The organism is Cellulosilyticum ruminicola JCM 14822, assembly GCF_001311925.1.
Lineage (GTDB): Bacteria > Bacillota > Clostridia > Lachnospirales > Cellulosilyticaceae > Cellulosilyticum > Cellulosilyticum ruminicola.
The window spans coordinates 1-6,170 of record NZ_BBCG01000103.1; the positions used below are offsets into that span (position 1 = coordinate 1).

The 6,170-nt window shown below is 32.3% G+C and carries 9 protein-coding genes and 1 pseudogene; 1 reads left to right on the forward strand and 9 read right to left on the reverse strand.

Annotated elements, in window-relative coordinates:
- Positions 1 to 322: 322 nt before the first annotated feature.
- From JCM14822_RS17505 to JCM14822_RS21290, 9 genes are all read right to left on the reverse strand, one after another.
- Positions 323 to 961: an RpiB/LacA/LacB family sugar-phosphate isomerase gene (locus JCM14822_RS17505; protein ID WP_054743839.1), complete on the reverse strand. Its 639-nt coding sequence runs from the start codon at positions 959 to 961 to the stop codon at positions 323 to 325.
- A 167-nt stretch (positions 962 to 1,128) separates the two neighbouring features.
- Positions 1,129 to 1,959, reverse strand: a complete 831-nt coding sequence (locus JCM14822_RS17510) for a tRNA 2-thiocytidine biosynthesis TtcA family protein (protein WP_054743841.1) — start codon at positions 1,957 to 1,959, stop codon at positions 1,129 to 1,131.
- A gap of 25 nt (positions 1,960 to 1,984) precedes the next feature.
- Complete coding sequence (locus tag JCM14822_RS17515; protein ID WP_054743843.1) at positions 1,985 to 3,097, reverse strand: cysteine desulfurase family protein; 1,113 nt, start codon at positions 3,095 to 3,097, stop codon at positions 1,985 to 1,987.
- A gap of 180 nt (positions 3,098 to 3,277) precedes the next feature.
- A complete protein-coding gene (locus tag JCM14822_RS17520; protein ID WP_054743846.1) occupies positions 3,278 to 3,475 on the reverse strand; it encodes an ATP-binding protein in 198 nt (65 codons plus the stop codon).
- Positions 3,476 to 3,488: 13 nt separating this feature from the next.
- The gene (locus tag JCM14822_RS17525; RefSeq protein ID WP_054743848.1) at positions 3,489 to 3,746 is read right to left on the reverse strand and encodes a hypothetical protein; all 258 of its coding nucleotides are present in this window, start codon (positions 3,744 to 3,746) and stop codon (positions 3,489 to 3,491) included.
- Positions 3,747 to 3,814: 68 nt separating this feature from the next.
- On the reverse strand, positions 3,815 to 3,955 hold the full coding sequence (locus JCM14822_RS22825) for an amidohydrolase family protein (RefSeq protein WP_278287251.1): 141 nt from the start codon (positions 3,953 to 3,955) through the stop codon (positions 3,815 to 3,817).
- Between the two features lie 14 nt (positions 3,956 to 3,969).
- Positions 3,970 to 4,203: an amidohydrolase family protein gene (locus JCM14822_RS22830; protein WP_207643273.1), complete on the reverse strand. Its 234-nt coding sequence runs from the start codon at positions 4,201 to 4,203 to the stop codon at positions 3,970 to 3,972.
- On the reverse strand, positions 4,167 to 4,433 hold the full coding sequence (locus JCM14822_RS22835) for an amidohydrolase family protein (RefSeq protein ID WP_207643274.1): 267 nt from the start codon (positions 4,431 to 4,433) through the stop codon (positions 4,167 to 4,169). The genes JCM14822_RS22830 and JCM14822_RS22835 overlap by 37 nt, the downstream gene beginning before the upstream one ends.
- Complete coding sequence (locus tag JCM14822_RS21290) at positions 4,430 to 4,648, reverse strand: hypothetical protein (protein WP_207643275.1); 219 nt, start codon at positions 4,646 to 4,648, stop codon at positions 4,430 to 4,432. The genes JCM14822_RS22835 and JCM14822_RS21290 overlap by 4 nt, the downstream gene beginning before the upstream one ends.
- A 166-nt stretch (positions 4,649 to 4,814) precedes the next feature.
- On the opposite strand from JCM14822_RS21290, the pseudogene JCM14822_RS17535 reads away from it, so the two are divergent.
- Positions 4,815 to 6,098 (forward strand): annotated as a pseudogene (locus JCM14822_RS17535) (transposase).
- Positions 6,099 to 6,170 lie beyond the last annotated feature (72 nt).

Genomic DNA, 6,170 nt, shown 5'->3' on the forward strand with positions numbered 1-6,170 from the left:
AGTAAGCTTCAACTATAGAGTAGCATAAAAATAGGTATTTATCAATTTTTAGACAGAATAAGTATTCTGTCTATTTGCCATGCTTAAAATTATACATTTAGATAGAATTTAAGCTATAAAAAGGTCATCTACCAATATTTAACTATTCGTAGATGACCTTTTTATATAATATCACTTAACTAAATGACATTGGCCACTTTAGTGGCTGCCTTGAAAATAATGCGATTGGCGGGTTAATCGGTATATCTTTTAAGATGCTGCCAGTAATATGCCTCCTAGAGCTGTGCAAACAACCAGTTCAACTGGTGGTATTGATTTTAAACTATGCAAGTACTGCTTTTAAATATGCTGCTATTTCTTCAACTTGGCAATTTGCAAAGAAATATTCTTGGAATCTTTCACCACTAATTGTACGTTTTAAGAAATCTTGGTCAATTTCTTTAAGAATTGTCATCATATCTTTATGGGTAATTTTCTTCACATCATTAAGAATGCTTCTATTTTTAGCCATAATTTGTGCACGTTCTTTTGGATAACCTTGACCCATTTCTTGACTAAATAACTTTTCAAAGATATATTGTAAGTTTAATTCGCTACCCCAACCAAATCCTTTAGCAAATGGTAATGCAAGCGCATTTCCTGCATTGATTTGAGAAAATGTAAACGCATCTACTGGATCTTGTGCATGTCCACATACAACACCTGGAAATGAATTCGCTGCAAGCATAGCTCCCATACCTGTTCCACAACCTGTTACAACAAAATCTACTGCTTTTGCGTTAAGTAAAATAGCTGTAAGTAATCCCACTTGTACATATGTAAGCTGCGTTTCATCCTCAGCACTATACATGCCATAATTCATGACTTCATGTCCCATAGATCCTACTACTTTTGTAAGAGCCTCATATATAATACCATTTTTAGCTGCTTGACTATTTTCATTAATTAATGCAATTTTCATTTTAAGTACTCCTATCTAAATATTTATTATTAATAATAAAATACTTTAAACGTTTATTCAATATTTATACTTAAAAACACTTGTTAAACACTAAAATTAGAACAACTTTTGTAAAAAAGGACTTTATAAAACTAAATTTGTTAATTTTATAAAGTCCTCTTTCTTATCTATCTTTGATCAAAATCATCTAAGAAGTTATATGATATTTCTTTATCATGGTAACCAATAATTGTTTCTAAGTTCACATCATGTACGCTTTTAAAGATATTCATTTCAATATGTGGATTTGTCTGTCTAAATTTCTTAATGAGCTGTTTCATTTCATTACGTTTAGAACCACCGCCTTGGCCATTTACACTACAGTGTTCTGTTAAACGACATGCACATTGAATAAAGCGTAAATCATTATAACGTGACCAGGCAATGATATCTTCTTCTTTTACAAGATAAAGTGGGCGAATAAGTTCCATCCCCTCAAAGTTTGTGCTATGAAGCTTTGGCATCATTGTTTTAATTTGTCCACTGTAAAGCATACTCATTAAAATTGTCTCAATCACATCATCAAAGTGATGTCCTAATGCAATTTTATTACATCCAAGTGCTTGTGCTTCTTTATAAAGATAACCACGACGCATCCTTGCGCATAAATAACATGGTGTTTCTTCTACATCTGCTACAATATCAAAGATTGGTGATTCAAAAATTGTAATAGGAATATTTAATTCTTTTGCATTTTCTTCGATTACTTGACGATTGTATTCATTATATCCTGGGTCCATTACTAGAAATACAAGTTCAAACTTTACGACCCAGTGACGTTGTAATTCTTGCATACATTTAGCAAGTAACATGGAATCTTTCCCACCTGAAATACAAACAGCAATTTTATCTCCTGCTTGAATAAGATCATAATCATTTACACCGCGAATAAAGCGTTTCCAAATTTCTTTACGATACTTTTTTATAATGCTTTTTTCTATTTCTTTATATCTTTCCATTTTCTTATCCTTTTATTTTTTAAAATTAAGCATTCATAATTTCATTAAATACTGTAATAAATGTCTCTATATCTTCTTTAGTTGTAAGATGACTTAAGCTAATACGAAGTGTATTCATAGCACGTTTACGTTCTTTTGTAATGGCCATAACACTACGTGATGGCGTATTGAGTGTAGAACACGCTGATTTAGTTGAAATATAAATTTCTTTTTCAGCTAACGCTTCTTGTACCTCAAGTGCCTTTTTATCTTTTACACTGATATTTAAAATAAATGGTACTGATGTTTCAGGACTATTTATACGCACTTTTGAATTTTTGCTAAGACCTTCTCTTAACATTTGATTAAGGGCTTTGACATGTTCATAATGTTTTTCCTGTTTGGCACTATATAATTTCAAAGCTTCTCCTGTAGCCACTATAAGTGCTGTCGTTGGTGTACCACTTCTAAAAATCGTTGTACTAACACCACCATGAATAATTGGAGCAATACGTAAAGCTTGTTTCTTAAGTAATACACCACTCCCATGTAATCCGTAGAATTTATGAGGGGCAAAAGTCATTAAGTCTACGCCCTCCATAGAAACTGATATTTTAGCTACAGCTTGTGTCGCATCTACATGAAACTTGCAATGTTCATATTCTTTTAGGATACCAGCAATCTCCTGAATAGGCTGTATTGTCCCAAGCTCACTATCTACTGCGCAAACAGATACTAATATTGTATCTGGTCTTAAAAGTTCTTTTAAATGTTTTAAGTCAATTTGACCATTTGGTAATAAATCCACATAATCTACTTCGTAACCTTCTTGTGCAAGGGCACTCATAGGTCCTGTTACAGAAGAATGCTCTAAATAAGATGTAATCATATGTTTGCCATAGCGGCGGTTACTTGCTGCTACACCCTTGATTGCTAAATTATTAGATTCTGTAGCACCTGATGTAAAAATCACTTCTTCAGGTGCTACATTAAAATAATTTGCGATTTCTTTAGCTATCTCATTGATATGCGCTTTGGCTGCTTGTCCTAGTACATGATGAGCATTAGGATTGGCTATATATGTTTTAGCCGCATCATAATAGGCATCTAAAACTTCACTTGCAACAGGTGTATCTGCTGCATAATCTAAATATATCATTTTTTCCCTCACTTGTATATCACACTTATCTAATTGTTTTACTCTGCATTAAATGATACTTTTCTTAATGTTATTTGTCAATGTTTTACCCTATTTATCCCCTAAAAAAGCCATAAAAAAATACCGCTTGTAGCAAAGTCTGCTAAGCGGCATCTAAGTATGAATCATTTTAAAGTTAGCTTAGTCTGCTGCTCTTTGCTTTACTGTGATCACATCACGCCAGCATCTTGTTACACATAAGCCACAGCCTGTACATTTATTTTCATTAATTGTATAAGGATTGCCTTTACTAATAGCATGCACCTTACAAATTGTTTTACATGCACCACATCCTACACATTTTTCAGAAATCACATAAAATCTTTTACTGCGTTTCAAGGCTTAGGCCTCCTTACGCATCAAAATCCACATGATATTTACTAACTGGTGTGTGAATATCGATATATGATAAGTTAAATTCTTCTTCCATTACATCAATTTTATATTCAAAAAGCACGTTATCTTCTTTCTTAGACATAAAGATATAGCTCCCTACTTCTTTTTCTTCAATCTCTTCACAGATTTCATCGTAAATTTCTTCCCCATTTACTACGCCTGAATATCCAGCTTCTCTAATTTTATTTTCTATGGCTTTATATAATTCTTCCATGTCTTATACCTCTTTCTTTGTTATATGCTTAGTCTATCTTTAATGTTTACTGCTTGTCAATAAATATTTTACATTCCTAATAAGCGCATAGCATTTAATCCCATTAATTTTTGCACATCTTTTTCATCTAACCCACTTTCAAGAATTCCCTTTTCATAGCGCTTAGGTGAAAGGAGTGGATAATCACTTCCAAACACGATTTTGTCCATGAGTCCCATTTCTTTTATAATATGATAAATTTTTGTATCATATAAAAAACTGTTGCCGCATTATCATAATATACATTCTTAAATCTTTCCCTTACTTCTTTCATCATCTCATACATAAAAATCCCACCACCCCAGTGTGCTAACACAATTTTTAATTCTGGATGATGATTTACAAAAGCTTCTAAATCTTTTAATGGTGTATTGGTCTTTCCTACATAGTCATGCCCAATTGGTTCATTGGTATGCACAATGATTGGTATATGATAATACTTAGCGGCTTCTGCATGGCGCTTGTATCTTTTAAACTTGAAATATCAAATTTTTGTCCTGCAGGAAAAAGTTCTCCTATACCTTTAAGTCCAGATTTCACACAACGTTCAATCTCATCCGTCACCTTAGGATGATTAGGTACAACTGCTATAAATCCAACAAGCTCATCAGGATATTTTTGAACTTGTTCAATCACATAATCATTCACATATTGGCAAAGTCCATATCCTGAAAACTAAAACCAAATATAACACTTTTATCAATACCAACTTCCTTCATATGCCTTACAATTTGATCGGCACCTGCAAACTTATTGTTTTTACTTTGAGATAAAATATCAAAATAAGATTCTCTCTGTCCTATTTTTATATAATCTCTTATAATATCAGGTGGTGTCACATGAACATGCATATCTATTTTCACATTTTATCCTCCTTAATTTGTGCTAGACATAGGCGTTTGCGAAACGCATTAACCCGTATAAATATGGGTTATTTTTTTATAAAATAGAATAACTCTTCTCAGATTTATGGTAAACTTGAATTAATAAGAAACAAATCCACTAAAATCCAAAAGGAGTTATGTCTTTATGATACCACAAAAACAGCTTTCGTTGGCAGAAATTTATTCCGATTGCAAATCTTATTTTGAAAATGATAAACCTCATTTTCTTTCTTTATTAGAAACTACCATTAATCTTTATTAGAAACTACCATTAATCTTTATTAGAAACTACCATTAATCTTTATGAACTTATTCCATCTTCTTTTATTAATCATTTTTATGCATCTACTGGTAGGCCACGTAAATACCCATTAAAGACAATGCTTTTGGCATTTATTCTTCAACGTGTTTTTTCTATTCTTACAGATTCTCTTTTAATTATTTTTCTTAACTATTCTAAGGAACTAAGAGATTTCTGTGGTTTTACTAAAGTTCCTGATGCCTCTAAATTAACTCGTTTTAGGCAAGACTTTTTTGCCGGACTTACAATCTATGTTCCATAAGCTTGTAGACCTTACAGAACCGATATGCCAAAGCATTGATGCTTACAAAGCTGCTTATGGCTCTATGCCTTCCCATGCTTCCTGTAATAAAGAGATTTAACAACTCTGCATTAACGGACACTTTTGTTATGTCTATAAATTTGGACTGATTACCAATGGTCTTGGATTTGTTAGAGATATTTTTTATAACAAAGACTTCCTTGAAGTTCACCCTGAGATTATTGTTGATAAAAAATCCGATTCTCCTGATGAAAATAAATCACTCCATGATGCCAAGGCCCTTATTCCTGTACTTATAGACTTTTTTATAAAGCATCCTCTTATTAACCCTCATACTTTTATTGGTGATGCTACATTTGATAGTAGTACAATCTACAAAGCTTTACTTCATGATTTAAAATTTAAGAAAACCTACATTCCCCTCAATAGTCGTTCTAAAATTCAAAACGAACAATGTCCTATTAATGTGCCCTACTGAACCAAGTCTTCCTATGAAATATGAAGGTATTGCTCAAATGAAAAATGATCTTATACGCTATAAATTTGTTTGCCCAAAAATGAAATGGGTAAAGGTAGCCAAGGGTAAGTATAAACGTCAATGTTACTGTGAAAACCCTTGTACTTCTTCATCTTGCGGTAGAATGTTTTACATTTACCCTGAAAAGATTTATGTGCCTATCCTGGTGTTTTACGTGGTACAGATGAGTGGAATGAAACTTATAAAATTCGTTCCGTTGTAGAACAAAGTATCAACCATTTCAAAACAAACTTTTGTATGGCTGGACGTAAAACTCAAAATGCAAAAACACTTCATGCTGCCCTACTTTTATCAAGTATTACACAGCTTATACAGTATTATTAGCTGATAAAATCCATCAGCGTCAATATATAAGCAGTTTAAAACTTCTTATTGTATAATTGGATAGCCATTTTTTTAA